Genomic DNA, 23388 nt, shown 5'->3' with positions numbered 1-23388 from the left:
ATGGATGAGCAAGGTCTGAACGACGCCGCCATTTTGCTGATGTCCCTGGGCGAGGAGGAGGCCGCCGAGGTCTTCAAGCACCTCTCGCCCAAAGAGGTGCAAAAGCTCGGCGAGACCATCGCGCGTATGCGCACCGTCTCGCGCGACAAGGTCGACGAAGTCATCAACCGCTTCACCCAAGAGGCGGCGGCGCAAAGCCTGCTCGTGTCCGACACCGGCAACTACGTGCGCGCGGTGCTCAAGCGCGCGCTCGGCGACGACAAAGCCGCGCTGCTGATCGACCGCATCCTGCAAGGCGGTGACGTCTCGGGCATCGAGAGCCTGAAGTGGATGGACCCATTGTCCGTGGCCGAGCTGCTGCGCAACGAACACCCGCAGATCATCGCCGCGATCCTCGTGCACCTGGACCCCGACCACGCGGCCGACATCCTCAAGCAGTTCAACGAACGCCAGCGTGCCGAGGTGATGCTGCGCGTGGCCACGCTCGAGGGCATTCAGCCCACGGCACTCAAGGATCTCAACGAGGTGCTGTTCCAGGTGCTCGCGGGCGGCGACAAGGTGCGCAAGAGCTCGCTCGGCGGGGTCAAGGCGGCCGCGGAAATCATCAACCTGCTCGGCGGCGCCATGGAGAGCGCCGTCATCGAGGCGATCCGCGGCTACGACCCCGACCTGGCGCAAAAAATCATGGACAAGATGTTCGTCTTCGACGACGTGCTCAAACTTGACGACCGCGCGATCCAGACCGTATTGCGCGAGGTGGCCTCGGAAACGCTGGTCGTAGCCCTCAAGGGCGCCGGGCCGGAGGTGCGCGAAAAATTTTTCCGCAACATGTCCACGCGTGCGGCCGAAGCGCTACGCGAAGACCTCGAATCGCGCGGCCCCATGCGCCTGTCCGAAGTCGAGGCGCAGCAAAAAGAAATTCTCAAGACGATAAGGCGCCTGGCCGACGAGGGCCAGATCACCATCAGCGGAGGCGGCGAAGATGCCCTCGTCTGACACGCGCCATTACGCACGCTTCATCCCGAGCGAAGAGGTGGGCGACGTCACGCAGTGGAAATTCGGCACCGTGACGGCCGAAGGCGTACACACCCCGCCTGCAGAGGCCGAGCTGCCGGCGGCGGCCACCACGCCGTCGGCGCAGGAGCTGGCGGCGCAATTGCAGCAAGCGCACGACCAAGCCTACGCCCAGGGCCTCGCCGCGGGCATGGAGCAGGGCCACCAGCAAGCCAGCCTCGAATGGCAGCAGCGCCTCGACGACTACATTGCGCACCAAGGCCAGCAGGCCGCCGAGCGGCTGCAGGGCGTGTACCAGTCTTTCGCGCAATCACTCGACACGCTGCAGCAGCAGCTCGCGCAGCAGGTGCTGCAGCTGGCGTGCGAGCTCGCCCGCCAGGTGGTGCGGCGCGAACTCGCCACCGACACGCAGGCACTGCTGCCCGTGGTGCGCGAAGCCGTCGAACAATTGCTCGCCGAAGGCCGCCCCGCACTGGTGCGCCTGAACCCCTCCGACATGGAGGCGCTCGGCGCCGCGCTGCAGGCGGCCTTTGCACAGGCAAATGGCGTGCAATGGGTCACCGACGCCAGCGTGCCGGCCGGCGGCTGCCTGGTCGAGTCGGGCGGCACGGTGATCGACGGGCGGCTCGCAACACGCTGGCAACGCGCCATCGCCGCGCTGGGGCTCGAATCGGCGTGGCAGACCTCGCCCCCGGCAGAGTCGCCCTCGGCACTGCCGTCCGAACCCCAGGCCGCTGGCCGCAGCACGCCCGCGCAGGAGGCCACGCATGGCGATTGAACCCGGCGCCTGGGAGCGCTTTTTGCAAGAGGCGCGCGCGCGTGCCCGGGCAGAGTTGCCTTTGCAAAGCAGCGGCACGCTCACGCGCTTGACCGGCCTGGTGCTCGAAGCCAGCGGCCTGCGCGCCCCCGTGGGGTCACAGTGCACGGTGCAAATGCCGGGCCAAGAGCCCGTGCTCGCCGAAGTCGTGGGCTTTGCGGGCGACCATGCCCTGCTCATGCCCGCAGGCGACACCCAAGGCCTCTCGAGTGGTGCCAGCGTGGTGCCGGCCGCGCCCTACGTGCCCGTGCCGCGCCTGGGCGAGCCGCCACGCGCGCTGCTGCGCGGCAGCGTGCTGCGCCTGCCCATGGGCGCGGGCCTGCTCGGGCGCGTGGTCGACGCGCAAGGCCAGCCGCTGGACCACGGCGGGCCGCTCGCCGAGGTGGCAGCCGTGCCGCTGGGCCGCGGCCAGATCAACGCCATGGAGCGCGATCCCGTGCGCACGCCGCTCGACACCGGCGTGCGCGCGATCAACGCCTTGCTCACCGTGGGGCGCGGCCAGCGCCTGGGGCTTTTCGCGGGCTCGGGTGTGGGCAAGAGCGTGCTGCTGGGCATGATGGCGCGCTACACGCAGGCCGACGTGATCGTGGTCGGGCTCATCGGCGAGCGCGGGCGCGAGGTCAAGGAATTCATCGAAGACATCCTCGGGGCCGAAGGCCGTGCACGCTCGGTCGTGGTCGCGGCGCCGGCCGACGCGCCGCCGCTCTTGCGCATGCAGGGCGCGGCGTATGCCACGGCCGTGGCCGAACATTTCCGCGACCAGGGCCAGCATGTGCTGCTGCTCATGGATTCGCTGACGCGCTACGCCATGGCGCAACGCGAGATCGCGCTGGCCATCGGCGAGCCGCCGGCCACCAAGGGCTATCCGCCCTCGTGCTTTGCCAGGCTGCCGCAGCTCGTCGAGCGCAGCGGCAACGGCCTGCACGGCGTGGGCTCGATCACGGCGTTCTACACCGTGCTGTCCGAGGGCGACGATCAGCAGGACCCGATCGCCGACGCCGCGCGCGCCATCCTCGACGGGCATATCGTGCTCTCGCGCGCGCTCGCCGAAGCCGGGCATTACCCGGCCATAGACATCGAACAATCGGCCTCGCGCGTAATGCACAGCGTGGTGTCGCGGGGGCACCTCGAGCTAGCGCGGCGCTTTCGCGCGCTCTACTCGCGCTACCAGAAAAGCCGCGACCTGATCCAGGTCGGCGCCTACGTGCCCGGCACCGACCCGCAGCTCGACGAAGCGATCCGCCTGCAGCCGCAGATGGCGGCCTTTTTGCAGCAGGACATGTACGAAGCCGCGACGCTCGAGCACAGCGTGCAGGCCATGGCGCAACTGCTGGATGCCTCACCATGAACCAAACCTTGAATGCCTTGCGCCTTGCCATCGAAATGGCCGAACGCGAACGTGACGCCGCACGCCAGAGCCTGCGCGGCGCACAGACCGCGCAACAGGCGGCGCAGGCGCAGCTCGACCAACTGCAGTCCTACGCGCAGGAGACCGAAACGCGCTGGGGCCCGCGCGCCGATGCGCGCCTGCAGCCGCAGGTGCTGCAGCACCACTACCAGTTCATGGGACGCCTGCAGCACGCCGCCGAGTTGCAAATCCAGGTGGTGCAGGGCCACGCCGCGCGCCTGCAGCAGGCGCAGGATAAGCTTCTAAAAGCCGAGCAGCGCTTGCTGAGCCTGCGCAAGCTGCTATCACACAAAGAGCATGAGCAGATGCAATCGCAAGCGCGCCGCGAGCAAAAACTGACCGACGAGCGCGCCATGCTGCAGCACCGCCTGCGCACGCAGGCCGCCCGCACCCCATCAACCTGAACCGCCGACGCCCCGGAGCAATGACCATGGAACCTGCACGCATCGCCCCCTCTGCGCCTGCGCCCAGCGCGCCGCAGCCTGCGCAGACCTCATCCGACAAGGCCGCCGCTGACCCCAAGACGCAGGCGGGATCGCAAGGCCGTGGCGGCTTTGCGGCCTTGCTGCTCGCGCTCGATGGCGCCACAGCGCAGCAAGCCATTGCCGTGCCCGCCGGCCAGGAGGTTGCAAGTGGCCCTTCGAATAGCGGTGCTGCGGCTGGCGATGAGGCGACGGACGCTGCCACCACCCTGGCCGACCCTTCTGCACTGGTGGCCTGGCAAGGCATTTTCGGTCCTGGCCCGCAATTGCATGGCACTGCCCAGGGCGCGGCGCGCGCTGCGGTGGGTGATGGTGCGGATGAAGCAGCGCAACACGGGCTTCTGGCCGGTCTAGGCTACAGCATGGCGTTCGACGCGCCGGCCACCATTGCACAACCCCATGGCCTGGTTGCGCAGACGGCGCGGCTCGATCAGGCGGCCGACACCGCCGGCCCCCAAACCCTGCCGGGTCCACAAGGGCCGCAGGCCTTGCGCCGCACCCTGGCGCGCAGCGCAGCGCAGGCGGGCCTTGTGGACGGCGCGGCAGCGCAAGCCGCGACGACGCCCGGCATACCCGGCATACCCGGCACGCCTGGGGCGCACGCCGGCCACGCCGCCGCCGGTGCGCTGGCGGGCGCCGGCCTGCCAGCCACACCCACCGATGCCGCCAGCGCCGGGGCGCGCGGGGCCGACGCCGCGCCACGCAGCGACCCGTCATTCAGCGCCTTGCAGACCACGCCAGCGACGGCCCAAGCCGCAGCGCGCGATGCGCTCATCACCGCGGCCAGCGCAGCCACTGCGGGCATGGCAGGCGATGGGTTGCGCGCCAAAGGCCGCGCGGGAGACGGCGGTGCCGCGCCGCAGGCTGTGGCCGTTGTGGGCGGCAGCACCTTCGGTTCGACGCTGCAGCAGGCCGCGGGCGCTGCCGATGCCGGCGCCGTGCTCGCCGACCCGACGCAGGTCGGGGCCGATGACCGGCTTGCGCAGCAGATCAGCTACTGGGTGCACCAGACGACGCAGAACGCCGAAATGACCGTAGATCAGGGCGGCGCCGCGGTGCAGGTCAGCGTGTCGCTCACGGGCAACGAAGCGCGCGTGCACTTCATGACCGACCAGGCGCAGACGCGCGCACTGCTCGACGCGAACATGGCGCAGCTGCGCGAGTTGCTGCAGGGCCAGGGACTGGTGCTCACGGGCACGAGCGTAGGCACCCCGGCGCAAGGCCAGGGACAGGCTGCCGGCGGGCAAGCGCAGGAGCAGACAGCGCCAGGGCGGCCAGGCCGCGCGCAGGGGCTGGTCGTGGCTGCACCTGCAAGCTCGGGCGCCGGTCTGCGCACGCGCGTGGACGTGCGGCGCGCGCTCGACGTTTTTGCCTGATGCCGGAACTTTTGTGCCGTTGACGCAGATACATCAAGCGTGAACAGCTATGTTTTTGATAATGCCAGCGGGGCATTTGCAAGAGCAGCCAAAGTGGCCTTGGGCGCATCCCCTGCGCCCGTGGCAGCCGTGCGGATGCACCGTTTTCCACCGTTTTCCCGGCGCTATTCTGGCTATGATCCATGGCCGCGCTGCCCATAATGGCACGACTGACCCGAATCGAGGTGTGGCAAGGCGTTCTCCTCGTGGCAAAACACCACGCTGCCTCCTGGTTTGCGTCCATCCAGAATGGTTGACCCATTGCTTCGATTTGGGCATTGCCTGCCGACCGCCATCCACCGAGGAATCCGAACGTGCCCCCTCCATCTTCCCCAGCGGCACCTGAGACCGCCGCGGCTCCAGCCAAGAGCAAGAAACGGCTGCTCATCGTGCTCGCCGTGGTGCTCGTGCTGCTCGCAGCCTCAGGAGGTGGCGCGGCCTGGATCATGTACCAGCGCTCACACGCGCCCCTGGACGACGAGGCAGGGACTGCGCAGTCACACAAAGCGGAGCCCCCCGCACCGCCCACTTATTTGCCCCTCGAGAACATGGTGGTGAACCTGGCCGACCCGGGGGGCGACCGCTTTGCACAGATCGGCATCACGCTGGAGCTCTCCGACCCCAAGACGGCCGAGCAAGTCAAGCAATACCTGCCCACCATCCGCAACGCCATCTTGCTGCTGATTTCGCAACGCACCTCCGACGAGTTGCTGCAGCGCGAGGGCAAGGAGGCATTGGCAGAGGACATCCGCCGCGAGGTCTCGCGCCCGCTCGGCTATGCCCTGCCCGCCAAAAAAGGGGCCAGCGCAGCGCGCTCCGACGCCGACAACCCCGTGCGGCGCGTGCTGTTCTCGAGCTTCATCATCCAATAGCCGGGCAAGGAGCGCGCATGAGCGAAGCATTTCTGTCCCAGGAAGAAGTCGACGCCCTGCTCGAAGGCGTCACGGGCGAGAGCCAAAAGGCCGCGAAGGAAACCATCGAAAGCGGCGGCATACGCAAGTACGACCTCGCGAGCCAGGAGCGCATCGTGCGCGGGCGCATGCCCACGATGGAGATCGTCAACGAGCGCTTTGCCCGCAATTTCCGCATCGGCCTGTTCAACCTCATCCGCCGCAGCCCCGAGATTTCCGTGGGCACGGTGCAGGTTCAGCGCTACAGCGCTTTCTTGCGCGAGCTCGTGGTGCCCACCAATTTCAACATCATGGCCGTGCGCCCCTTGCGTGGCAGCGGCCTGATCGTGTGCGAGCCGTCCATCGTCTTCGGCGTCATCGACAGTCTGTATGGCGGCGTCGGACGTTTCCAAACGCGCATCGAAGGGCGCGACTTCTCGCCCACCGAACAGCGCGTGATCCAGCGCCTCGTCGACGTGATTTGCGCCGAATACAAAAAAGCCTGGCAAGGCATTTACCCGCTCGAACTCAGCTACCAGCGCTCGGAGATGCAGCCGCAGTTTGCCAACATCGCCACGCCCAGCGAGATCGTCGTCTCCACGGCCTTTCAGCTTGAAATCGGGGAGATTGCGGGCGCCATCCACATCTGCATGCCCTACGCCACGCTCGAACCCATACGCGACATCCTTTATTCGGCGACGCAGGGCGATTCGATCGAGGTCGACAGGCGCTGGGTCAAGGTGCTCTCGCGCGAGATCCAGGCAGCGGAAGTGACGCTCGTCGCCGAACTTGCGCAAACCGAGCTGACCGTGGAACAACTGCTCGCGATGAAACCCGGCGACTTCATCGAACTCGACCGCCAGCCCCGCATCCAGGCTTCGGTCGATGGCGTGCCGCTGTTCGAATGCCAATACGGCACGCACAACACGAAATACGCGATCCGCATCGAAGAGTGCCTGCGCGCCGCTGATGCGGACTGGATGGGAGAAAGAAATGGCCACTGACAACACCCCCGATAACAACGCCGCGAGTGGTGACGACTTTGCCGACTGGGCGCAGGCGCTCGAGGAACAAAAAGCCGCCGACCAACAGGCGCACGATGCCGAGCAGGGCGGCCCGCTCTCGGGCGAGCCCGTGCACCCCGCGAGCGTCGCCGGCGAGCCGCCCGTGGGCGACATCAGCCGCGTGCTCGACATCCCCGTGCAGCTGTCGGTCGAACTGGGGCGCACCAAGGTGCCGATCAAATACATCCTGCAGCTCGCGCAGGGCTCGGTGGTCGAGCTCGACGCGCTCGCGGGCGAGCCCATGGACGTGCTGGTCAACGGCTACCTGATCGCCCAGGGGGAGGTCGTGGTGGTGAACGACAAGTTCGGCATCCGCCTGACCGACGTGGTCACACCGTCCGAGCGCCTGCGCCGGCTCAGCCGCGGTTGAGCCCGAGCAGGATGGTGCAAACATGGCCAACATGAGCCAGCCGCTCGCATTGCTGCTGCTGTTCGTGGGCGCGCTCGCACTGCTGCCCTGGCTGGTGCGGCGCCTGCAGCAGCGCCGGCTCGCGCACGTGGGTGCGGCTGGCGCGGGCGTGCGCGTGCTCTCGGCCGTGGCCGTGGGGCCGCAGCAGCGCGTGCTCACCGTCGAAGTCGGCCCCGAGGGCGCGCGCAGCTGGCTCGTGCTCGGCGTCACGGCGCAGCACATCAACTGCCTGCATGTGCTGCAGCCCGGCGCCGAAACGCAGGCCAAGTCGGGCACTACGCCGCTGGCCTGCGCATTGGACACCCCGGCATCAGCCCCCGCCGCAGCGGCCTCGTTCGCGCAGACGCTGGCGCAGACGCAGCCCGCGCCGGGCAAGGGCGGTCATGGCTGAGCGCGCAAGTCCCAAGTGGCCGGGGGCAATGCGCCGGACACTGCTCGCGCTCTCGGGCGTGCTGCTCGTGCAGCTCCCCGTTGCCGCGCAGACGCCTGGCACGCTGCCCCTGCTCGTGGGCAGCGGCAGCGCGGGCACGAGCTACTCCGTGCCTATCCAGACGCTGCTGTTTTTCACCGCGCTGTCTTTTTTGCCCGCGGTGCTGCTCATGATGACGGCGTTCACGCGCATCGTGATCGTGCTGTCGCTGCTGCGCCAGGCGCTGGGCACGCAGGCGGCGCCGCCCAACCAGGTCATCATCGGGCTGTCGCTGTTCCTCACCTTTTTCGTCATGGGGCCGACGCTGGAGCGCGTCTACCAGGACGCCTATTTACCCTACACCAAGAGCACGCTGAGCTTCGAGCAGGCGCTCGATAAGGCCGAGGCGCCGCTGCGCGGCTTCATGCTCAAGCAGACGCGCCAGTCCGACTTTGCGCTGTTCGCGCGCCTGGCCAAGCTCGACGCCAAAACCACCGCCGAGACCGCGCCGCTGCGCGTGCTGGTGCCGGCTTTTGTGACCAGCGAGCTCAAGACGGCGTTCCAGATCGGCTTCATGGTGTTCATCCCCTTCCTCGTGATCGACATGGTGGTCTCGAGCATCCTCATGTCGCTGGGCATGATGATGCTCTCGCCCGTGCTCGTGGCGCTGCCGTTCAAGCTCATGCTGTTCGTGCTCGCCGACGGCTGGAACCTGCTCATTGGCTCGCTCGCCGCAAGTTTCGTGACCTGACCATGAACGCCCAAACCGTCCTCACCATGGGCCAGGAAGCCCTGATGCAGCTGCTCATGATCTCCATGCCCGTGCTGGGCGCAGTGCTGCTCGTGGGCTTGCTCGTGAGCATCTTCCAGGCCGTCACGCAGATCAACGAGGCCACGCTGGCTTTCGTGCCCAAGCTCATCGCCGCCGTGCTCGTGTTCGCGCTCGCGGGCCCGTGGATGCTCAGCGCGCTGGTGGACTACATCCGCCGCACGCTGGAGGCCATCCCCGGCGCGGTGGGTTGACCAGACTGCCCGGCACGCAATGATCTCCCTCTCCGAAGCCCAGCTCGTGGCCTGGATCGCGCCGCTGCTGTGGCCGTTTCTGCGCGTGCTCGCGCTGTTTTCGGTGGCGCCGGTGTTTTCCATGCGCGCCATTCCCATGCGCGTGAAGATCGGCCTGGCCTTTTTCGTGGCGCTGTGCGCACAGGCCGTGCTCGCCGATCAACCGCGTATTGACTTCACGGGGCCCGCCGCGCTGGGCGCCGTCGCGCAGCAGCTCACCGTGGGCCTGGCCGTGGGCTTTGCCGCGCGCCTGGTGTTTGCCGCGGTGGAGCTCGCGGGCGAGGTCGTGGGCCTGCAAATGGGCCTGAATTTCGCTTCTTTTTTCGACCCCACGAGCAATGCCCAGACCAGCGCCGTGGGGCAGTTCTTTGGCCACATTGCGACGCTGCTCTTCATCGTGGTCAATGGGCATTTGCTCGTGCTCATGGCCGTGGTCAAAAGCTTCGAGCGCTTTCCCGCCGACGGCAGCTTTTTGCAGGCGCTCGCCACCATGCAGATCGTTCAGCTCGGCGCGGCGGTGTTTTCGAGCGCGCTGTGGATCGCGCTGCCCATGATCGCGCTGCTGCTGTTCGTGAACCTCGCGATGGGCATCATCTCGCGCGTGGCGCCGCAGATGAACATCTTCGCCGTGGGCTTCCCGGTCACGCTCAGCGTGGGGCTGCTGGGCATCGCCGCCACGCTGCCCATGCTGGAGCAGCCTTTGCTGTCTTTGCTGCAGCGCACGATCGACTTGTTTGGCTGACGGCGCGCGGCATGCAGCGCCGCAGCACTATTTGATCCACAAGCGCAGCGCATCCCAGGCGCGGCCCAGGAAACCCGCCTGCTCCACGCCCTCGAGCGCCACGAGCGGCACTTCGTTCAGCGGCTGCGCATCGAGCGCAATCTTCAGTGTGCCCACCTGCTGGCCCTTGGCGATGGGCGCCACAAGCGGGTCAGGACGCACGACTTGCGTGCTGAGTTTGCCGGCGCTGCCCGCGGGCACGGCGACGATGATGGGCTCCGCGCGGCCTAATTTGATGGTGTTCTGCTGACCCTTCCAGATGGCCGGCGTGGCCACGGGCTGGCCGGCGTCGAACAGCTTGACGGCGTCGAACGCCGTATAGCCCCAGTTGAGCAGCTTCTGGCTCTCGGTGGCGCGCGCGTTTTCGCTCGCGGCACCGAGCATCACCGACAGCAGGCGGCGCTGGCCGACCTTGGGCACCTCGCGGTGCGCCGTGGCGACGAGGCAATAGCCCGCGGCCTCGGTGTGGCCGGTCTTCAGGCCATCGACCGTGGGATCGCGAAACAGCAGCAGGTTGCGGTTGTTGCCGTTCGAGGCGGGCGTGCCGGGGTAGGTGTAGTGCTTGGTCGCGTAGTAGTGCATGTACTGCGGAAAGTCGTGCATCAGCCGCGTTGCGAGGATGCCGAGGTCGCGCGCCGTGGTGGTGTGGCCGGGCTCGGTCAGGCCCTCGGGGTTTTTGTAGCTGGTGTTCTTCATGCCCAGCGCCTTGGCCTGCTCGTTCATGAGGCGCACGAAGTTTTCCACCGTGCCGCCCACGCCTTCGGCCAGCGCCATGGTGGCGTCGTTGCCCGACTGGATGATCATGCCGCGCAGCAGGTCATCGACGGGCACTTGCATCTTCGGGTCGATGAACATGCGCGAGCCGGGCATCTTCCAGGCGCGCTCGCTCACGGGCAGCTTTTGCTGCAGGTCGATCTTTTTGGAGCGCAGCGCGTCGAAGACGAGGTAGGCCGTCATGAGCTTGGTCAGCGAGGCGGGCTCCACCGGCATGTCGATGTTCTTGCCCGCGAGCGTCTGCTGCGCCGTCACGTCGAGCAGCAGATAGGCGCGCGCGGCGATTTCGGGCGGCTGTGGGGTCTGCGCCTGCGCGAGCAGCGTCGCGCCGGCCAAACCCAGGGCGAGGGCGAAAGAGCGGAAAGTGGCAAAAAGGCGTTGCATGGAAGAAATTCGGTAAAAAACAAAAAAGGAAGCGCTTGCTGCTCTGCCCTGGCACGCCGGGACAAAACGCGCGATCAGGCGTCGTCCGCCGTCGCGCGCAGGTGGCGCAGCACCAGGCTTTTGAGCAGCGGCAGCTGGCCGTGGAAGAAATGCCCGACGCCCGGGATCACCATCACGGGCAGCGCCTGCGGGCGCGCCCAGTCGAACACGCTGGCCAGCGGCACGACGTCGTCTTGCTCGCCGTGCAGCACCAGCGTGCGCAGCTGCGCCTCGGGCGGCACGGGCGCGACGGCAAAGCGCGTGGTCGCCGTGCCCACGAGCACCACATGCGCGATGCGCCGCTCGGGCCACAGCGCGGCCAGTGCGTGGCTCGTGACGAAGGCGCCGAACGAGAACCCGGCCAGCGCGAGCGGCTGCGCCGGCAGGCCATCTTGCGCGGGCGGCGCGAGCTGCTGCACCACAGCCAGCAGGTCCTGCAGCTCGCCGCGCCCCTCGTCGTGCGTGCCGCTGCTCGCGCCCACGCCGCGGAAGTTGAAGCGCAGCGCCGTCCAGCCCGCCTGCACGAAGGCACGCGCGAGCGTCTGCACCACCTTGTTGTCCATGGTGCCGCCGAACAGCGGGTGCGGATGCGCGATCACGGCCACGCCGCGCGGCGGCGCACCGGCGGGCACGCTGTTTGGCACATCGCGCGCCACTTCGATCGTGCCCGCAGGGCCGGGCAGCAGCAGGCGTTCGGTGTGGGTTTTCATCTTCGGAACTTACTTTTTGATAGCTACTAGCGCTTGATACGCCAGCGCTAGAGGCCAAAAAGGCTAGAAAGTTCCTCAATGGCCCACATCGGGCGGCAGCAGCAGGCGCTCGACCACCTGGCCGTTTTGCAGGTGCGAGTGGAAAATTTCCTCGATGTCGCTCGCATCCACGTAGGTGTACCAAACGGCCTCGGGATACACCACGGCCACGGGGGCGCCGGCGCAACGATCCAGACAGCCGGCCTTGTTCACGCGCACCTTGCCGGGGCCCGATAGACCGGCTTCCTTGACCAGCACCTTGCAGCGCTCGAAAGCCGCCTGCGCGCCATGCTGGCCGCAGCAAGCCTCGCCGTTCGGGCGCTCGTTGAGGCAAAAGAAGATGTGGCGCTGGTAGTACGAAGAGGCGGGCGCAGCGCCGGACGTTCCGGTGGTGGTGGTGTCATTCATGGCCGGCAATCGTACTGCGATTGCCGGCGCGTCGATGTAAAAACCTGTGGCGCTGGCATGGCCGCACATTTTCAGGCAAAAACAGCCTCTGGCGCTCGTCCATCAAGCGCCAGCAGCTATCAATACAAAAGCATCTGCAGGCTATGCGCCTCAGCGCGCAGCCTTCACCTTGAGGCGCCAGGCATGCAGCAGCGGTTCGGTGTAGCCGCTGGGCTGCGTGAGGCCCTTGAAGACCAGATCGCACGCCGCCTGGTACGCCATGCTGGTGTCGAAGTGGCCTGCCATGGGGCGGTACAGCGGATCGCCGGCGTTTTGCCCATCGACCACGGCGGCCATGCGCTCGAAGGTGGCGCGCACCTGCTCGCTGCCCACCACACCATGCAGCAGCCAGTTGGCCACGTGTTGGCTGCTGATGCGCAGCGTGGCGCGGTCTTCCATGAGGCCGATGTTGTGGATGTCGGGCACCTTGGAGCAGCCCACGCCCTGATCGACCCAGCGCACCACGTAGCCCAGAATGCCCTGGAGGTTGTTGTCGAGCTCTTCCTGGCGCTCCTGCGCGCTCCAGTTCGGCTGGCTCGCGACGGGCACCGTGAGCAGGCCCTGCAGCAGGCTTTCGCGCTGTGCATCGGCGTCGATTTTTTCGAGCTCTTGCTGCACCTGCGCGACGTTGACCTGGTGGTAGTGCAGCGCGTGCAGCGTGGCCGCGGTGGGGTTGGGCACCCAGGCAGTGTTGGCGCCGGCCTTGGGGTGGGCGATTTTTTGCTCGAGCATCGCGGCCATGAGGTCGGGCGCGGCCCACATGCCCTTGCCGATCTGCGCCTTGCCGCGCAGCCCGCAGCCCAGGCCCACGAGCACGTTGTTCTTCTCATACGCCTGAATCCAGGCGCTGCTCTTCATGTCGCCCTTGCGGATCATCGGGCCGGCGTGCATCGCGGTGTGGATTTCGTCGCCTGTGCGGTCAAGGAAGCCCGTGTTGATGAAGGCCACGCGGCTCGCGGCGGCGGCAATGCAGGCCTTGAGGTTCACGCTGGTGCGGCGTTCTTCGTCCATGATGCCGAGCTTCACGGTGCTGTCCGGCAGGCCCAGCATCTGCTCGACGCGGCCGAACAATTCCGCAGCAAAGGCCACTTCGGCCGGGCCGTGCATCTTGGGCTTAACGATATACACCGAGCCCGCGCGCGAGTTGCGCAGCGCCTCGCCCGAGGACAGCTTGCCGTGGCCTTGCAGGTCGTGCAACGCGATCGTGGTGGTGACGACGGCGTCCATGATGCCTTCGGGGATCTCCTTGACCGTGCCGTCGGCGGCGGTGTAGAGGATGGCCGGGTTGGTCATCAAATGACCCACGTTGCGCACGAACAGCAGCGAGCGCCCGTGCAGGCGCACCGTGCCCTGGCCATCGGGTGCGGTGTAGCTGCGGTCGGGGTTGAGGCCGCGCGTGAGGGTCTGGCCGTTTTTCTCGAACGATTCGGTGAGCGTGCCGCGCAGGATGCCCAGCCAGTTGCTGTAGCCCAGCAGCTTGTCTTCGGCGTCGACCGCGGCCACCGAGTCTTCGAGGTCGAGAATGGTGGAGAGCGCGGCTTCGAGCACCACGTCGCTCACGCCTGCGGCGTCGCTCTGGCCTATGGGCGTGTTGCGGTTGATCTGGATCTCGATGTGCAGGCCGTGGTGACGCAGCAGCACGGCGCTGGGCTGGGCCGCGTCACCGCGGTAGCCGACGAACTGTGCGGCGTCTTGGAGCCCCGTGCTGGCGCCACCTTGCAGCGCCACGGCCAGGCGCGCGCCTTCCACGCGGTAGGCCGTGGCCTCGCTGTGCGAGCCCTGCGCCAGCGGCGCAAATTCGTCGAGCAGGCGGCGCACGTAGGCGATCACCTTGGCGCCGCGCACCGGGTTGTAGGCCTTGCCGTCGGGCGTGCGCTTGGTCGCGCCGTCGGTTTCGGGCAGCACGTCGGTGCCGTAGAGCGCGTCGTACAGGCTCCCCCAGCGTGCATTGGCGGCGTTGAGCGCGTAGCGTGCGTTCAAAATCGGCACGACGAGCTGCGGGCCAGCCTGCGTGGCGAGCTCGGCATCGACGTTTGCTGTGGTCGCCTGCACCTTTGTGGGCTGCGGTACGAGGTAGCCGATTTTTTCGAGGAAGGCGCGGTACGCGGCCATGTCCTGGATGGGGCCGGGGTGGGCCTTGTGCCAGGCGTCGAGCTCGGCTTGCAGGCGGTCGCGCTCGGCCAGCAAAGCGATGTTCTTGGGCGCGAGGTCGGCCACGATGGCATCGAAGCCGCGCCAGAACGCGGCACTCTCCACGCCGGTGCCGGGCAGCACCTGCTGCTCGATGAAGTCGTACAAGATGGTGGCCACCTGCAGGCGGTGGACGGTGGTGCGTGCGGTCATCGGGGTTTCCTTGCGCAAAAGGGAGCAAAAAGCGGGCGCACGCTGCGCGTGCGAGAAAGAGTCGGCCACTGTATTCGATTTGTCCGCACACATAAATCCCTTGAAAATATCGAAACCTGCAACTTTTTTGCAAAAGTGAAAACGGATGGACAAGTTCAAGGCGTTTGCCTCCTTCGTCGCCGTGGCCACGCGCGGCAGCCTGAGCGCCGCAGCGCGCGCTGAAGGCGTGGCGCCCGCGCTGATCGGGCGGCGCATCGACGCGCTCGAGGCGCACCTGGGCGTCAAACTGCTCGTGCGCACCACGCGGCGCATCAGCCTCACGCACGAGGGCAGCGCCTTTCTCGAAGACTGCCAGCGCCTGCTCGCCGACGTGGCCCATGCCGAGGCCAGCGTGTCGGCGGGCGGCGTGCGCGCGGCCGGGCATTTGCGCATCACGGCGCCCGCGGGCTTCGGGCGCCGCCACGTCGCACCGCTGCTGCCGCAGTTTCGCGCGGCGCACCCCGAGGTGACGCTATCGCTGTCACTCAGCGACCGCGTGCTCGATCTGGCCGCCGAGGGCTTCGACTGCGCGGTGCGCGTGGGTGACTTGCCCGACTCGTCGCTCGTGAGCATCCGCCTCGCAGACAACCGGCGCCTGTGCGTGGCCACGCCCGAGTACCTGCAGCGCCGCGGCACGCCGCAGCACCCGAGCGATCTGGCGGCGCACGATTGCCTCGCGCTCTCGAGCGCGGCAGCGCAGACGCGCGGCTGGGCGTTTCGCGTGCCGGCGTCCAGTGGTGGTGGCAGTGGTGGCAGCAGCGAAATCATGCATTTCAAACCCGCCGGGCCGCTCGACTGCTCGGATGGCCAGGTGCTGCACGACTGGTGCCTCGCGGGCCACGGCATCGCCTGGCGCAGCACCTGGGAAGTGGCCGCCGACATCGCCGCGGGCCGCCTCGTCGAAGTGCTGGCGGCCTACGCTGCGCCGCCCAGCGGCATTTACGCGGTGTTTTTGCAACGCAAACACCTGCCGCTGCGCCTGCGCCTGTGGATAGACTTCCTCAAGCACAATTACGCCCAGCCGGGGTTTTTTGGGCAGGCTGCCTGAAGACTCCATCTCCTGGGCTTTCCTCTCTGAAGGAGCATCCGCCATGACCCTCGAAGCTCTGCTGGCCGCGCTGCACCTGCTGGCCGTATTGACCTTGACGGTGTTCCTCTCGAGCCAGGCGGCGCTGTGTCGCATCGAATGGCTCAACGCCGCCGTGGTGCAGCGCCTGAACCGGCTGAACCTGATCTACATCGTCTGCCTGCTCGCGGTGCTGGCCACAGGGCTTGCGCGCGTGTTCTGGGGCATCAAGGGCGCCGCCTGGTATGCACCGCAGCCGCTCTTGCACCTCAAGGTGACGCTGTTCGTGCTCATGGCGGCCTTGCATGTGGCGCCCACGCTGGCTTTGCGCCGCTGGCAGCGCACCCTTCACTCCACAGGAGCGCTGCCCAATGCCGACGCGGTGCGCACGGTGCGCCGGCTCATCATGTTCGAGTCGCACCTGCTGCCCGTGATCGCGGTGCTCGCCGTGTTCTGGGCGCGCGGTTGGTAAGGCAAGCCGCTCCTGCAAAATCAAAGGCCGGCACGCGGCCGGCCTTTTCGTTCAGCGGCGCAGGCTCATTTCTTGAGGCATTCGGCCATGAAAGCCTTGCGCTCGTCGCCTTTCTTGCCTTTGGCCTCGGCGCTGCAGGCCTTCATCTTTTCCTGCTGCGTTTGGGGTGCGGCAGCTTGACTGGCTGCAGCCGCAGGCGCGCCAGCGGGTTTGTTGCTCAGACATTCTTTCATGAAGGCCTTGCGCTCATCGCCCTTCTTGCCTTTGGCCTGGGCGTTGCAGGCCTTCATTTTTTCCTGCTGGGTCGTGGGCGCTGCGGCGGGCTTGCTCGCTGCAGCGGTCGCGGCGCTGGCGCTGTCGGCGGCGTGGGCAGCGCCCATCGCGAGCGCCAGACCCAAAGCGGTCATGGAAAGAAATTGCTTCATGCGGTTCTCCTGAAAGGGTAGATAAAGGAGTCAACAGGGCAAGGCGCCCCGCTCGCATTGCAGCATACCCCCCAAGCGCCCACAACGGCCCACAGCAGACCACCAAGCCCGCGCGTGCCGCAAACGCCACAGCTTCGCCCTGACCAAGATTGGCGGCGGCACGGACAGCCCCGCCTGCCGTCGCGCCAGAGCGCCAGAGCGCCAGAGCGCCAGAGCGCCCCGTAGAATCGCGCGATGCTTTGCGTCAAACAAGAATTGCTCGCCGACCTGGCGGCTGCACTCGAACAACTCTCCCCCGGGGCCGGCGCCAAGGCGGCGTTCGAATCGCCCAAGGTGGCTGCGCACGGCGACCTCGCCTGCACCGCCGCGCTGCAGCTGGCCAAGCCGCTGCAGCTCAATCCGCGCCAGGTCGCGGAACGACTGCGCACTGCGCTGCTCGCGGCGCCCGCCTTCCAGCGCTGGGTACAGAGCATTGAGATTGCCGGGCCCGGCTTCATCAACCTGCGCCTGTTGCCCGCCGCACACCAGCAGGTGGTGCGCGAGGTGCTGACAGACGGCGCGCGCTACGGTTTTCGGCCCGCGCACGGCGGCCGCGTGATCGTCGAATTCGTCTCGGCCAACCCCACCGGGCCGCTGCACGTGGGCCATGGGCGCCAGGCAGCCATAGGCGATGCGCTGTGCCACCTGTTTGCCTCGCAGGGCTGGAGCGTGCACCGCGAGTTTTATTACAACGACGCGGGCGTGCAAATCCAAACGCTCGCGCGCAGCGTGCAGTTGCGCGCCAAAGGCTTCAAGCCCGGCGACCCTTGCTGGCCCACCGACCCCGACAACCCCGAGAGCAAAAATTTTTACAACGGCGACTACATCCAGGACATCGCCGACGCCTTTCTCGCTCGGCAAACCGTGCAGGCCGACGATTGCGCCTTCACCGCGAGCGGCGACGTCGAGGACATCGAGTCCATCCGCCATTTTGCCGTGGCCTACCTGCGCCACGAGCAAGACAAAGACCTGCGCGCTTTCGACCTGAAATTCGACCAGTATTACTTGGAATCCAGCCTCTACACCAGCGGCCGCGTCGAGCAAGTCGTGCAGCGTCTGATCGCCAAAGGCAAAACCTATGAAAAAGACGGCGCGCTGTGGCTCAAGACCACCGAGTACGGCGACGACAAAGACCGCGTCATGCGCAAGCAAGACGGCAGTTACACCTATTTCGTGCCCGACGTGGCCTACCACGTCACCAAATGGGAGCGCGGCTTCACCAAGGCCGTGAACGTGCAAGGCACGGACCACCATGGCACCATCGCGCGCGTGCGCGCCGGGCTGCAGGCGCTCGAGATCGGCATCCCGCCCGGCTACCCCGACTATGTGCTGCACACCATGGTGCGCGTGATCAAGGGCGGACAAGAGGTCAAGATCAGCAAGCGCGCGGGCAGCTACGTCACTTTGCGCGACCTGATCGAGTGGACGAGCAAGGACGCGGTGCGCTTTTTCCTGCTCAGCCGCAAACCCGACACCGAATACACCTTCGACGTCGATCTGGCCGTGGCGCAGAACAACGACAACCCCGTGTATTACGTGCAGTACGCCCATGCGCGTATCTGCTCGGTGCTTGCCGCCTGGGGCGGTGACGTGGCCACCCTCGCGCAGGCCGACCTTTCGCCCCTGCAAGGGCGCGAGGCGCAGGCGCTGATGCTGCAACTGGCCAAATACCCCGACATGCTCAGCGCCGCCACGCACAGCGAGGCACCGCACGACGTGACCTTCTACCTGCGCGACCTGGCAGCGAGCTACCACAGCTATTACGACGCCGAGCGCATCCTCGTCGATGACGATACCGTCAAACGCGCGCGCCTCGCGCTCGTCGCGGCCACGGCGCAGGTATTGCGCAATGGTCTGGCAATGCTCGGCGTCTCGGCGCCGCAAAAAATGTAGGTGGGCAGAACATGCACAAACAACAACACGGCGGCACCATCGTCGGCTTCATCATCGGCTTGGTCGTAGGCCTGGGCATCGCCCTGGCCGTGGCCGTCTACGTCACCAAAGTGCCCGTGCCCTTCATGAACAAGGGTGTCATCCGCTCGCCCGGGCAAGATGCACAGGAAGACCAGAAAAACAAAAACTGGGATCCGAACGCACCGCTCTACGGCAAGAACCCAGCGCCGGTCGCACGGCCGGCCTCCGCTCCCGCTGCAACCAGCGATACGGCAGATGCTTCGGCCGCCATAGAAACCAAGCCCGCCGGCCCCAAGACCGGCACCGCAACCAGCAACCCCAGCACGGCCAAGACGGAAGTCGGCAAAACGGCGACCAGGTCTGGCACGTCCGACCCTTTGGGCGACCTCGCCGCCGCACGCTCGGCTGCAACTTCCGATGGTGGAGCTTTCGACTACTTCGTGCAGGCCGGTGCGTTTCACAGCCAAGCCGAAGCCGATGCCCAGCGCGCCAAGCTCGCCATGTTGGGCTGGGAAGCGCGCGTGAGCGAGCGCGAACAAAACGGGCGCCCCGTGTTTCGCGTGCGTGTGGGGCCGTTTGCCAAACGCGACGACGCCGAGGACCTCAAAAGCAAGCTCGCAGCCGCAGGGGTCGATTCTGCGCTGGTGCGCGTGCAGCACTGAGTGAGCGTGCGGGCGCGAGAACCTTCTGCAGATTCCGCGCTCATAGCCTTTTCCCTCGTCTAGACCGGAGATTCCACCATGCAACGCCGCGCGTTTTCGCTGTCCACAGCATCCACCCTGGTATTGGCCACCATGGGGCCGTTCACCGCTTCGGCCCAAGCGCAAACGGCCTTCAAAGAGGGCAAGGATTACCTCAAGCTCGCCAAACCTGTGCCCACCGATGCCCCCGCAGGCAAGGTGGAGGTGATCGAATTCTTCTGGTACAGCTGCCCGCACTGCAACGCCTTCGAGCCGAGCTTCGAAGCCTGGCTCAAAAGCGCGCCCAAATTTCTCAGCGTACGGCGCGTGCCCGTAGCCTTCAACGCCAGCTTCATCCCACAGCAAAAGCTTTACTACGCGCTTGAAGGCATGGGCAAACTCGACGCTCTGCACGCCAAAGTCTTCCACGCCATCCATGTGGAGCGCCAGGCGCTCAACAAAGACGAGGCCATCTTCGCCTGGATCGCCCAGCAAGGCGTAGACGCAAGCAAGTTCAAAGAGATGTACCAATCTTTCGGCGTGGCCAACCAAGTGCGCCGCGCAACGCAATTGCAAGAGGCTTATGGTGTAGAAGGCGTGCCCTCCATGGGCATCGCCGGGCGCTATTACACCGATGGAACCATGGCCGGCAGCATGCAGACGGTGCTCAAAATCGTCGAATACCTCGCCGCGCAGGCACGCCAGGGCTGAAATCCCGAGCAGCGGGAAGACCGGGCTACAATGCAAAAAAGCAAGATCCATGCCTTTATGAAATACCGGCTCTCCTCCCTTCTTTTGCTGAGTGCCGCGACAGCTTTTTCGGGCGTGGCCCTGGCCGAAAAAGCCGACCGCGGCAAGCCCATGAACATTGAAGCCGACGCGCTGCGCCACGACGAGCTCAAGCAAACCAGCGTGTTCACCGGGCATGTGGTGGTGACCAAAGGAACCATGGTGCTGCGCGGCGCTCAGGTCGAGGTGCACCAAGACCCCGACGGCTACCAATCCGGCGTTGCCACGGCCGAACCGGGCAAGCGTGCTTTTTTCCGGCAAAAACGCGACACACCACCTGGCGCCCCAGAGGAATTCATCGAGGGAGAGGGCGAAGTCATCGAGTACGACGGTCGCACCGACACCGTGCGCTTCATCCGCCGCGCCGAATTGCGCCGCTACCGTGGCGGCACGCTGAGCGACGAAGTAACGGGTGCCGTCATCGTCTATAACAACCTCACAGACATGTTCACCGTCGATGGCCAGCCCAAAAAAACAGCCACAAGCGACTCCGCTGCAGGTTCGGGTAAGCGCGTGCGCGCCATGCTCTCGCCCAAGGAGCCCGCTTCCGTGCCGGCCGCACCATCTCCTGCCGCCTCCGCAAGTGCGCCCGCACTGCGCCCTAGCCGCACTCTGGAAAACCCATGAGCAGCGCCCTCACGCCTGCCTCGGACGCGGTAATGACACCTCCCAAGCCCTCCGAGCTGCGCAGCCATTTGGAGGTGCTGCACATCGAAAAAACCTACGGCAGCCGTAAGGTCGTGAGGGACGTATCCCTGCGCGTGGACAACGGCGAGGTCGTTGGTTTGCTCGGCCCCAATGGCGCGGGCAAAACGACATCGTTTTACATGATCGTGGGCTTGGTGCGTTGCGACGGCGGAGACATCCGCATCGACGACCACTCCATCGCGCACATGCCCATCCATAAACGCTCGCGCCTGGGCCTGTCGTACCTGCCGCAGGAAGCGTCGATCTTTCGCAAACTCACCGTGGAAGAAAACGTGCGCGCCGTGCTCGAACTGCAGCGTGGCCCTGACGGCCGCCCGCTCTCGGAAGCCACCATCCAGGAGCGGCTCGACCGCTTACTGGAGGAGTTGCGTGTCGAGCATTTGCGCGACGCTCCGGCCCCTTCGCTCTCGGGTGGAGAGCGCCGCCGCGTCGAAATCGCCCGTGCGCTTGCGACGCAACCGCGTTTCATCCTGCTCGACGAGCCTTTTGCCGGCATAGACCCGATCGCAGTCATCGAAATCCAGCGCATCATCGGCTTTCTCAAAGGACGCGGCATCGGCGTGCTCATCACGGACCACAACGTGCGCGAGACGCTGGGCATCTGCGACCACGCCTTCATCATCAGCGATGGCAGTGTGCTCGCCCAGGGTACGCCATCGGAAATCATCGAAAACGCCGAAGTGCGCCGGGTCTATCTGGGCGAGCACTTCCGCATGTGAGCGCGCCGGTTCAGCAGCAGCGACAGTCTTCGCCACCAGACAACGCGCCATGAAACCCGGCCTTTCGCTGCGCCTTTCGCAACACCTTGCACTGACCCCCCAGTTGCAGCAATCGATACGCTTGCTGCAACTCTCCACCTTGGAGCTTGCGCAGGAAGTCGAGCAAATGCTCGACGAAAACCCTTTCCTAGAGCGCAGCCTGGATGAGGAAGCACACGAAGACTTCGGCCTGGAGCACGCCGACGCATCTCCAGTAAATGATGCGTATGCTGCGCACGACGCTGCAACTTCAGAAGCTATTAACGCTGACGACACGCGGGCGGAGGAGCAAAATGACGCAGAAAATCCACGCGACGCCGAAGCCCTCGACTGGAGCGGCGACGGTAGCATCGAGATTTCCCCTGACGACCCGCAATGGGGAGGCGATGCGTCGGGGCACGAAGGTCGCCATGGCGGCGATGAAGAAATCGACGCCATCGGCCTTGCAAGTAGCCACGAATCGCTGGCAGAATTTTTGCATCGCCAAGCACTCTCCTTGCGCCTTGGCGAGTCCGATCGTGCCGCCCTGTACTTTCTCATCGAATCCCTCAATGAGGACGGCTATCTCGAAGACTCTCTTCAAGAGCTGGCAACCACGCTGGCGGGCGACGATGGCCCAGAAGCAGTTGAGGAGCTGCAGCAGCACTTCAGCGTAGCTTTGCGCCTGCTGCAAAACCTAGAACCCACCGGAGTGGGCGCGCGCAGCCTCGCTGAAGCGCTTACGTTACAAATCAAGGCACTGCAGCGTGAAGGTGGCGCCGACGCCGAGATTTTGCAAACAGCCTTGTGCATTTGCCAGCAGCCGCTGGAAATGCTGGCCAAACGCGATGTACGCCGCCTCAGCCAGGCATGCGGTAGCAGCGAGGAGTCGACACGCGCCGCCATGGCCTTGATTTCCCGCCTCGAACCGCGCCCCGGAAGGCGCTTCGCAAACGTCGAGCGCAACCTCATCGTGCCGGACGTCATTGTGCGCAAAACGCTTGGCCGAACTCGCGGCGATGCAATCCAATTCAGCGTGCAGCTCAACCCCGACGTGGTGCCGCGCCTGCGCGTGCATGAGCTCTATGCAGGAGCCCTGCGCGAGCACAAGGGCGGCGAAAGTCACCAAGCCCTACAGCAACGCCTGCAAGAGGCGCGCTGGTTCATCAAGAATATCCAACAGCGCTTCGACACGATTTTGCGCGTCTCGCGCGCCATCGTAGAACGGCAAAAAGCGTTTTTCATTCATGGCGAAATAGCCATGCGTCCGCTCGTGCTGCGCGATATCGGGGACGAACTGGGTTTGCACGAATCCACCATCAGCCGCGTGACCACGGCAAAATACATGGCCACGCCACAAGGTACTTTCGAGCTCAAATACTTTTTCGGCTCAGGCTTGGGCACGGAAACGGGCGGCAATGCTTCGAGCACGGCCGTGCGGGCCCTCATCAAGCAGTTCGTCGCAGCAGAAGACCCTGCCAAGCCATTCTCAGACAGCCAACTCGCTGAAATGCTCAAAGAGCAAGGCATTGAGTGCGCACGTCGAACCGTAGCGAAATACCGTGAATCGCTCAAAATAGCGCCAGCCAATCTTCGCCGGGCGCTATGATTTTGAATTCGCTCGGCTGAGTGCTCCCCCCCAAAAAAACACCCCCCAAGCCGAAGGCGAGGGGGGAGTTGCAGGAGGAGCCTGACGATGACCTACTTTCGCACGGGGAACCGCACTATCATCGGCGCGAAGCTGTTTCACGGTCCTGTTCGGGATGGGAAGGGGTGGTACCAGCTTGCTATGGTCATCAGGCGAAACTTAAGCCGTGCTGTTGGTTGTTGTTATGTTGGGGGAGACAGCGCGGCGAAGATCATAGAAGTCGAATCGAGGAGAATTGGTGATTGCGTTTTTTGGTGTGCCTACAAGCGACGCTGCGACAAGTATGAGCAGTGGGTACTTACATACGAGTGCATGCATTGGAACTTTGCTTTGGTCAGTCAAAGTTATAGGGTCAAGCCGCACGAGCAATTAGTACTGGTTAGC

At 65.8% G+C, this 23388-nt stretch carries 25 protein-coding genes and 1 rRNA gene; 20 read left to right on the top strand and 6 right to left on the bottom strand.

What is annotated here, in order from left to right; translation table 11 throughout:
• From fliG to fliR, 12 genes are all read left to right on the top strand, one after another.
• Complete coding sequence (gene fliG / locus DFR45_RS03055; protein WP_114482234.1) at window positions 1–996, top strand: flagellar motor switch protein FliG; 996 nt, start codon at window positions 1–3, stop codon at window positions 994–996.
• Window positions 983–1792, top strand: a complete 810-nt coding sequence (locus DFR45_RS03050; RefSeq protein ID WP_114482233.1) for a FliH/SctL family protein — start codon at window positions 983–985, stop codon at window positions 1790–1792. Before fliG ends, DFR45_RS03050 begins: the two co-directional genes overlap by 14 nt.
• Entirely contained in the window at window positions 1782–3179 is a 1398-nt protein-coding gene (gene fliI, locus DFR45_RS03045; RefSeq protein WP_114482232.1) for a flagellar protein export ATPase FliI, read from the top strand. The genes DFR45_RS03050 and fliI overlap by 11 nt, the downstream gene beginning before the upstream one ends.
• Window positions 3176–3643, top strand: coding sequence for a flagellar export protein FliJ (gene fliJ / locus DFR45_RS03040; RefSeq protein WP_114482231.1), 468 nt, complete (start codon window positions 3176–3178; stop codon window positions 3641–3643). The genes fliI and fliJ overlap by 4 nt, the downstream gene beginning before the upstream one ends.
• Window positions 3644–3669: 26 nt before the next feature.
• Entirely contained in the window at window positions 3670–5097 is a 1428-nt protein-coding gene (locus tag DFR45_RS14635; protein ID WP_241659301.1) for a flagellar hook-length control protein FliK, read from the top strand.
• 353 nt (window positions 5098–5450) lie between these two features.
• A complete protein-coding gene (locus DFR45_RS03030; protein WP_114482230.1) occupies window positions 5451–6008 on the top strand; it encodes a flagellar basal body-associated FliL family protein in 558 nt (185 codons plus the stop codon).
• Between the two features lie 17 nt (window positions 6009–6025).
• Complete coding sequence (gene fliM, locus DFR45_RS03025) at window positions 6026–7030, top strand: flagellar motor switch protein FliM (RefSeq protein ID WP_114482229.1); 1005 nt, start codon at window positions 6026–6028, stop codon at window positions 7028–7030.
• Complete coding sequence (gene fliN / locus DFR45_RS03020) at window positions 7020–7460, top strand: flagellar motor switch protein FliN (protein WP_114482228.1); 441 nt, start codon at window positions 7020–7022, stop codon at window positions 7458–7460. The genes fliM and fliN overlap by 11 nt, the downstream gene beginning before the upstream one ends.
• Window positions 7461–7491: 31 nt before the next feature.
• A complete protein-coding gene (locus DFR45_RS03015; protein WP_114482664.1) occupies window positions 7492–7890 on the top strand; it encodes a FliO/MopB family protein in 399 nt (132 codons plus the stop codon).
• A 28-nt stretch (window positions 7891–7918) separates the two neighbouring features.
• Complete coding sequence (gene fliP / locus DFR45_RS03010; protein WP_114482227.1) at window positions 7919–8659, top strand: flagellar type III secretion system pore protein FliP; 741 nt, start codon at window positions 7919–7921, stop codon at window positions 8657–8659.
• Between the two features lie 2 nt (window positions 8660–8661).
• A complete protein-coding gene (gene fliQ / locus DFR45_RS03005) occupies window positions 8662–8931 on the top strand; it encodes a flagellar biosynthesis protein FliQ (RefSeq protein ID WP_114482226.1) in 270 nt (89 codons plus the stop codon).
• A 19-nt stretch (window positions 8932–8950) separates the two neighbouring features.
• Window positions 8951–9712, top strand: coding sequence for a flagellar biosynthetic protein FliR (fliR, locus tag DFR45_RS03000; RefSeq protein WP_114482225.1), 762 nt, complete (start codon window positions 8951–8953; stop codon window positions 9710–9712).
• A 27-nt stretch (window positions 9713–9739) separates the two neighbouring features.
• Here the strand turns inward: fliR and DFR45_RS02995 are convergent, their stop codons facing one another.
• From DFR45_RS02995 to DFR45_RS02980, 4 genes are all read right to left on the bottom strand, one after another.
• On the bottom strand, window positions 9740–10909 hold the full coding sequence (locus DFR45_RS02995) for a D-alanyl-D-alanine carboxypeptidase family protein (protein ID WP_114482224.1): 1170 nt from the start codon (window positions 10907–10909) through the stop codon (window positions 9740–9742).
• A gap of 74 nt (window positions 10910–10983) precedes the next feature.
• Window positions 10984–11658 (bottom strand): alpha/beta hydrolase, encoded by a 675-nt coding sequence (locus DFR45_RS02990; RefSeq protein ID WP_114482223.1) that lies wholly within the window; start codon window positions 11656–11658, stop codon window positions 10984–10986.
• Window positions 11659–11733: 75 nt separating this feature from the next.
• Entirely contained in the window at window positions 11734–12105 is a 372-nt protein-coding gene (locus DFR45_RS02985; RefSeq protein ID WP_114482663.1) for a (2Fe-2S) ferredoxin domain-containing protein, read from the bottom strand.
• A gap of 150 nt (window positions 12106–12255) precedes the next feature.
• On the bottom strand, window positions 12256–14487 hold the full coding sequence (locus DFR45_RS02980) for a malate synthase G (RefSeq protein ID WP_114482662.1): 2232 nt from the start codon (window positions 14485–14487) through the stop codon (window positions 12256–12258).
• Between the two features lie 145 nt (window positions 14488–14632).
• Here DFR45_RS02980 and DFR45_RS02975 point away from each other — a divergent pair, with 145 nt between their 5' ends.
• Window positions 14633–15574: a LysR family transcriptional regulator gene (locus tag DFR45_RS02975; protein WP_114482222.1), complete on the top strand. Its 942-nt coding sequence runs from the start codon at window positions 14633–14635 to the stop codon at window positions 15572–15574.
• 43 nt (window positions 15575–15617) lie between these two features.
• Window positions 15618–16064, top strand: coding sequence for a DUF2214 family protein (locus DFR45_RS02970; protein ID WP_114482221.1), 447 nt, complete (start codon window positions 15618–15620; stop codon window positions 16062–16064).
• Between the two features lie 65 nt (window positions 16065–16129).
• On the opposite strand, the gene DFR45_RS02965 is transcribed toward DFR45_RS02970, so the two are convergent.
• Window positions 16130–16489 (bottom strand): PsiF family protein, encoded by a 360-nt coding sequence (locus DFR45_RS02965; RefSeq protein ID WP_114482220.1) that lies wholly within the window; start codon window positions 16487–16489, stop codon window positions 16130–16132.
• A gap of 234 nt (window positions 16490–16723) precedes the next feature.
• Here DFR45_RS02965 and argS point away from each other — a divergent pair, with 234 nt between their 5' ends.
• The 6 genes from argS to DFR45_RS02935 all read left to right on the top strand — a co-directional run bounded on the left by argS (window position 16724) and on the right by DFR45_RS02935 (window position 22965).
• Window positions 16724–18421 carry an arginine--tRNA ligase gene (gene argS / locus DFR45_RS02960; RefSeq protein ID WP_114482219.1) on the top strand — a complete coding sequence of 566 codons (1698 nt, stop codon included), beginning with the start codon at window positions 16724–16726 and terminating at the stop codon, window positions 18419–18421.
• An 11-nt stretch (window positions 18422–18432) separates the two neighbouring features.
• On the top strand, window positions 18433–19104 hold the full coding sequence (locus DFR45_RS02955; RefSeq protein WP_114482218.1) for an SPOR domain-containing protein: 672 nt from the start codon (window positions 18433–18435) through the stop codon (window positions 19102–19104).
• Window positions 19105–19182: 78 nt separating this feature from the next.
• Window positions 19183–19833 (top strand): thiol:disulfide interchange protein DsbA/DsbL, encoded by a 651-nt coding sequence (locus DFR45_RS02950; RefSeq protein ID WP_114482217.1) that lies wholly within the window; start codon window positions 19183–19185, stop codon window positions 19831–19833.
• Between the two features lie 57 nt (window positions 19834–19890).
• The gene (gene lptA, locus DFR45_RS02945) at window positions 19891–20538 is read left to right on the top strand and encodes a lipopolysaccharide transport periplasmic protein LptA (RefSeq protein ID WP_114482661.1); all 648 of its coding nucleotides are present in this window, start codon (window positions 19891–19893) and stop codon (window positions 20536–20538) included.
• A gap of 32 nt (window positions 20539–20570) precedes the next feature.
• Window positions 20571–21338, top strand: coding sequence for an LPS export ABC transporter ATP-binding protein (gene lptB / locus DFR45_RS02940; RefSeq protein WP_241659317.1), 768 nt, complete (start codon window positions 20571–20573; stop codon window positions 21336–21338).
• Between the two features lie 49 nt (window positions 21339–21387).
• Window positions 21388–22965 (top strand): RNA polymerase factor sigma-54, encoded by a 1578-nt coding sequence (locus DFR45_RS02935; protein WP_114482215.1) that lies wholly within the window; start codon window positions 21388–21390, stop codon window positions 22963–22965.
• 79 nt (window positions 22966–23044) lie between these two features.
• Here DFR45_RS02935 and rrf read toward each other — a convergent pair.
• Window positions 23045–23157 (bottom strand): 5S ribosomal RNA (gene rrf / locus DFR45_RS02930).
• Window positions 23158–23388 lie beyond the last annotated feature (231 nt).

It is taken from the genome of Extensimonas vulgaris, assembly GCF_003337425.1.
Lineage (GTDB): Bacteria > Pseudomonadota > Gammaproteobacteria > Burkholderiales > Burkholderiaceae_C > Extensimonas > Extensimonas vulgaris.
Note: the sequence above shows the minus strand (reverse complement) of the source record. Positions and strands in the feature narration are given on the sequence as shown.

What these genes read in the sequence shown, in the direction of transcription:
- fliG (WP_114482234.1), top strand. Translation starts at nt 1, where the DNA reads ATGGATGAGCAAGGTCTGAACGACGCCGCCATTTTGCTGATGTCCCTG.
- DFR45_RS03050 (WP_114482233.1), top strand. Translation starts at nt 983, where the DNA reads ATGCCCTCGTCTGACACGCGCCATTACGCACGCTTCATCCCGAGCGAA.
- fliI (WP_114482232.1), top strand. Translation starts at nt 1,782, where the DNA reads ATGGCGATTGAACCCGGCGCCTGGGAGCGCTTTTTGCAAGAGGCGCGC.
- fliJ (WP_114482231.1), top strand. Translation starts at nt 3,176, where the DNA reads ATGAACCAAACCTTGAATGCCTTGCGCCTTGCCATCGAAATGGCCGAA.
- DFR45_RS14635 (WP_241659301.1), top strand. Translation starts at nt 3,670, where the DNA reads ATGGAACCTGCACGCATCGCCCCCTCTGCGCCTGCGCCCAGCGCGCCG.
- fliM (WP_114482229.1), top strand. Translation starts at nt 6,026, where the DNA reads ATGAGCGAAGCATTTCTGTCCCAGGAAGAAGTCGACGCCCTGCTCGAA.
- fliN (WP_114482228.1), top strand. Translation starts at nt 7,020, where the DNA reads ATGGCCACTGACAACACCCCCGATAACAACGCCGCGAGTGGTGACGAC.
- DFR45_RS03015 (WP_114482664.1), top strand. Translation starts at nt 7,492, where the DNA reads ATGAGCCAGCCGCTCGCATTGCTGCTGCTGTTCGTGGGCGCGCTCGCA.
- fliP (WP_114482227.1), top strand. Translation starts at nt 7,919, where the DNA reads ATGCGCCGGACACTGCTCGCGCTCTCGGGCGTGCTGCTCGTGCAGCTC.
- fliQ (WP_114482226.1), top strand. Translation starts at nt 8,662, where the DNA reads ATGAACGCCCAAACCGTCCTCACCATGGGCCAGGAAGCCCTGATGCAG.
- fliR (WP_114482225.1), top strand. Translation starts at nt 8,951, where the DNA reads ATGATCTCCCTCTCCGAAGCCCAGCTCGTGGCCTGGATCGCGCCGCTG.
- DFR45_RS02995 (WP_114482224.1), bottom strand. Translation starts at nt 10,909, where the DNA reads ATGCAACGCCTTTTTGCCACTTTCCGCTCTTTCGCCCTCGCCCTGGGT.
- DFR45_RS02990 (WP_114482223.1), bottom strand. Translation starts at nt 11,658, where the DNA reads ATGAAAACCCACACCGAACGCCTGCTGCTGCCCGGCCCTGCGGGCACG.
- DFR45_RS02985 (WP_114482663.1), bottom strand. Translation starts at nt 12,105, where the DNA reads ATGAATGACACCACCACCACCGGAACGTCCGGCGCTGCGCCCGCCTCT.
- DFR45_RS02980 (WP_114482662.1), bottom strand. Translation starts at nt 14,487, where the DNA reads ATGACCGCACGCACCACCGTCCACCGCCTGCAGGTGGCCACCATCTTG.
- DFR45_RS02975 (WP_114482222.1), top strand. Translation starts at nt 14,633, where the DNA reads ATGGACAAGTTCAAGGCGTTTGCCTCCTTCGTCGCCGTGGCCACGCGC.
- DFR45_RS02970 (WP_114482221.1), top strand. Translation starts at nt 15,618, where the DNA reads ATGACCCTCGAAGCTCTGCTGGCCGCGCTGCACCTGCTGGCCGTATTG.
- DFR45_RS02965 (WP_114482220.1), bottom strand. Translation starts at nt 16,489, where the DNA reads ATGAAGCAATTTCTTTCCATGACCGCTTTGGGTCTGGCGCTCGCGATG.
- argS (WP_114482219.1), top strand. Translation starts at nt 16,724, where the DNA reads ATGCTTTGCGTCAAACAAGAATTGCTCGCCGACCTGGCGGCTGCACTC.
- DFR45_RS02955 (WP_114482218.1), top strand. Translation starts at nt 18,433, where the DNA reads ATGCACAAACAACAACACGGCGGCACCATCGTCGGCTTCATCATCGGC.
- DFR45_RS02950 (WP_114482217.1), top strand. Translation starts at nt 19,183, where the DNA reads ATGCAACGCCGCGCGTTTTCGCTGTCCACAGCATCCACCCTGGTATTG.
- lptA (WP_114482661.1), top strand. Translation starts at nt 19,891, where the DNA reads ATGAAATACCGGCTCTCCTCCCTTCTTTTGCTGAGTGCCGCGACAGCT.
- lptB (WP_241659317.1), top strand. Translation starts at nt 20,571, where the DNA reads ATGACACCTCCCAAGCCCTCCGAGCTGCGCAGCCATTTGGAGGTGCTG.
- DFR45_RS02935 (WP_114482215.1), top strand. Translation starts at nt 21,388, where the DNA reads ATGAAACCCGGCCTTTCGCTGCGCCTTTCGCAACACCTTGCACTGACC.